Raw genomic sequence first — 3620 nt, 5'->3', positions numbered from 1 at the left:
GGCTCTGCGTGCGTGTGTGCGCTCAGGCCTGGTAGCGCGGGAACGCGGAACGGCCGGCGAAGACCGCGGCGTCGCCCAGCTCCTCCTCGATGCGCAGCAGCTGGTTGTACTTCGCGACGCGCTCGCTGCGAGCGGGCGCGCCGGCCTTGATCTGACCGGCGTTGGTCGCGACGACCAGGTCGGCGATCGTGGTGTCCTCGGTCTCACCCGAACGGTGCGACAGCATCGCGGTGTAGCCCGAGCGCTGTGCGAGGCTGACCGCGTCGAACGTCTCGGTGAGCGTGCCGATCTGGTTGACCTTCACGAGCAGCGAGTTGGCGACACCGCGCTTGATGCCGTCGGCGAGACGCTGCGGGTTGGTGACGAACAGGTCGTCGCCGACCAGCTGCACCTTCGAGCCGAGCGCCTCGGTCAGGTGCTTCCAGTTGTCCCAGTCGTCCTCTGCCAGAGCGTCTTCGATCGTGACGATCGGGAAGTCGTTGACGAGTCCGACGTAGTACTCGGTGAGAGCGGCGGCGTCCCAGTCCTTGTTGTCGAGGCGGTAGACGCCGTCCTTGAAGAACTCGGTGGCTGCGACGTCGAGGCCGAGCGCGATGTCGGTGCCCGGCGTGAAGCCGGCCTTCTCGATCGCCTTCACCAGGAAGTCGAGACCCTCGCGGTTGCTGGGCAGGTCGGGGGCGAAGCCGCCCTCGTCGCCGAGGCCGGTCGCGTAGCCCGCGGCCTTCAGCTCGGCGCGCAGCACGTGGTAGGTCTCCACGCCCCAGCGCAGTGCCTCGGAGTAGGTCTCCGCACCGATCGGCGCGAGGAAGAACTCCTGCATGTCGATGCCGTTGTCTGCATGCTCGCCACCGTTGATGACGTTGAACAGCGGAACGGGGAGCACGTGGGCGTTCGGACCGCCCAGGTAGCGGAACAGCGGAAGGTCGGCCGAGTCGGCCGCGGCCTTCGCGACCGCGAGGCTCACGCCGAGGATGGCGTTGGCGCCGACGCGCTTCTTGTTCTCGGTGCCGTCGACCTCGATGAGGATCTCGTCGACGATGCGCTGCTCGCTGGCCTCGACGCCTTCGATCGCCGGTCCGAGCTCGTCGATGATGGCCTCGACGGCCTTGAGCACGCCCTTGCCGCCGTAGCGGCTCTTGTCGCCGTCGCGGAGCTCGTACGCCTCGAACGCGCCGGTGGATGCACCGGACGGCACGGCCGCCCGCTGCACGATGCCGTCGTCGAGGAGGACCTCCACCTCGACGGTCGGGTTTCCGCGCGAGTCGAGAATCTCGCGTGCGCCTACAGCCTCGATCAGTGCCACTGATGTGCTCCTTGCTCAGGGGGAAAACGTTGTGTGGAGCGTCGTCGATCCGCGCCCAGTCTAGCCCGGCCTCCCGACGGCTCCGAGGACCCGCCCGTCAGACGACGACCGCGATCGCGAAGCCGTCCCATCCCTTGGCTCCCACGGTCTGCAGTGCCGTGGCATCGAAGCGCGGGTCCTCCCCCAGCATGCGCAGACCTTCGCGCGTGCCGACGACCTTGGGGTCGTCGGAGTCGTCACGGACGATCTCGCCCTCGCGCCCGATGTTGTCGAGAACGATGACGGTGCCGGGATGACCGAGCTTCGCCGCCCAGTCGAGGTAGATCGTGTTGGACTCCTTGTCGGCGTCGATGAACACCAGGTCGAATCCGCCGACCAGGGTCGGAAGCACGTCCGCTCCCCTGCCCACCCGGATGTCAACGCGGTCTCCGACGCCCGCGGCGTCGATGCTGGCGCGTGCGACCGCCGCGTTGTCCGCCTCCGCCTCGACCGTCACGACGCGTCCATCGGAGCCCACCGCGCGGGCGAGCCAGATCGTGGAGTACCCGCCGAGGGTGCCGATCTCGAGCACCCTGCGCGCGCCGCTGATCCGGGCCAGCAGATGCAGGAGCTTGCCGGCCACCGGAGCGACCTCGATCTCGGGCATGCCCGCGTCACGCTGGGCGGCGAGCGCCGACTCCAGGTCGGGGTCGGGACCGACGAGCAGGTCGGCGAGGTAGGAGTCGGCATCGGACCAGGCGGCGGGGGTGGATTCCATGGCCTCAGCCAACCCCCGCCGCTGCCCTCCGTCAAGGGCGCGGCGTGGAGAGCAGACGACCGGGCGCGTCAGCGAGCTCGGGCTGCCGTCGGAACTGGCCGGTCGACACGAGCACGAGCACGACCGCGGCGATCACGACCCAGCTGGCGACCCCCAGGGGACCTGCGAGAGCGAGGTCCGGCTGCGCAGCGGCGAAGATCATGACCATCCCCGCAGCCGCGTTCAACGAGCCGTGCGCGATCACGGCCGGCCACACGGAGGCCGACCGCAGACGCAGCCAGCCGAGCAGGATGCCCCAGGCCACGCATCCGCCGACCATGAACAGCACCCCGGTGATGTCAGTGCGCCCGAAGTTGTAGCCGAGCAGGATGACCGGACTGTGCCAGAGGCCCCAGATCACGCCACTGAGGATCAGCGCAGGCCAGGTCCCGAGCGGGCGCAGCGCCGGCAGCAGCCAGCCCCGCCACCCGAGCTCCTCTCCGAATGCGAAGAGACTGTTGAACAGCCCGCCGACCGGGATCATCGCCAGCTGCGCGAACACGATGACCTGGACGGGAGGAAGCGGCGTACCGGCCGGGACGGCCTTCTCCAGCTCGGCGGCGAAGGCCGCGAACGTCAGGTCGAGCTGCACGAAGCCGAGAGCCGCGGACAACAGGATGCCCAGTGCCACCAGGAGCGGCGGCGCGAGCCAGCCAGCCACCATGAGCCAGATCACGCGTTTCGCGGGGCGCAACGGCCACAGTCCGAGGAAGCGGGCGCGCCGCCCTGGCGCGGGGACGCGCATCAGGAACGTCACCACCAGCGCGGCGATCGCGGGGGTGAACATCATGATCGGCAGCAGGAAGACCGACATCGGCTCGGCGAGACCGTCGCCCAGCCACAGTGGCAGCGCCACGAGCCAGGCGAGGGCGAAGGACACCGCCACGAAGACGATCACCGCGGCCCAGGGCACGCGACGCGCGTGCAGGATCCGGTCGTTCATGAGGTCGCCTTTCCGTCGTCGGTCGAGGGGGAATCCGGTGTTCGCGAGCGGTCGACATAGGACTGCAGCAGTGCGGCAGCTTCTTCCGCACCGTCGATCGTCGCGATGAAGGGCCGTCGACCGCGGCGGGACACCTCGATCGCCGCGCCACGTCGCATGACGATGCCCGTGCGGCCGTCGACGGCGATGCGCCATCCCCATCCGCCGAACTCACCGAACGGCGAGATGTCCACGGCGCGGGCGGACTCGACCTCATCGAGAGGGATGCGAACACGCGGCCACCCCAGCAGGGAGCGGGCGGAGAAGCCTTCGGGCGTGACCTTGATACGGAAGGACGTGGTCGCCGCCACCGCGAAGCCCACGACGAGCGCGACCACCGCGACGATCCAGCCGCCCTCGACGCCGGTGCCCAGCATGAACGCGGCGACCACGACGAGGCCGAAGAGCACGACGAAAAGGAGCAGGAGCGCCCCGCGCGGCATCGTGGTCGTGGCGACCCACACGACGCGCTCCCCCTTCGCGACGTGCACGGCGTACCGAGGCTCGAGTGTGCGTCCCTGTTCCGCTCGCACTCGCGG

The 3620-nt window shown here is 69.6% G+C and carries 3 protein-coding genes and 1 pseudogene; all 4 read right to left on the bottom strand.

What is annotated here, in order from left to right; translation table 11 throughout:
* Positions 1 to 22: 22 nt before the first annotated feature.
* Positions 23 to 1303: a phosphopyruvate hydratase gene (gene eno, locus DSP71_RS00690; protein ID WP_046749639.1), complete on the bottom strand. Its 1281-nt coding sequence runs from the start codon at positions 1301 to 1303 to the stop codon at positions 23 to 25.
* 97 nt (positions 1304 to 1400) lie between these two features.
* Complete coding sequence (locus DSP71_RS00685; protein ID WP_061015571.1) at positions 1401 to 2060, bottom strand: O-methyltransferase; 660 nt, start codon at positions 2058 to 2060, stop codon at positions 1401 to 1403.
* 31 nt (positions 2061 to 2091) lie between these two features.
* Entirely contained in the window at positions 2092 to 3042 is a 951-nt protein-coding gene (locus DSP71_RS00680) for a CPBP family intramembrane glutamic endopeptidase (RefSeq protein WP_113680110.1), read from the bottom strand.
* A pseudogene (locus DSP71_RS00675) lies at positions 3039 to 3620 on the bottom strand (DUF1648 domain-containing protein); the annotation flags it as partial. The gene DSP71_RS00680 and the pseudogene DSP71_RS00675, both read right to left, overlap by 4 nt.

Source organism: Microbacterium sp. H6, assembly GCF_003314775.1.
Classification (GTDB): domain Bacteria; phylum Actinomycetota; class Actinomycetes; order Actinomycetales; family Microbacteriaceae; genus Microbacterium; species Microbacterium oxydans.
This window is presented reverse-complemented; position numbering and strand designations above follow the sequence as displayed.

Excerpts from the sequence above, each read along its gene's own strand:
- DSP71_RS00685 (WP_061015571.1), bottom strand. The coding sequence starts at position 2,060 with ATGGAATCCACCCCCGCCGCCTGGTCCGATGCCGACTCCTACCTCGCC.
- DSP71_RS00680 (WP_113680110.1), bottom strand. The coding sequence starts at position 3,042 with ATGAACGACCGGATCCTGCACGCGCGTCGCGTGCCCTGGGCCGCGGTG.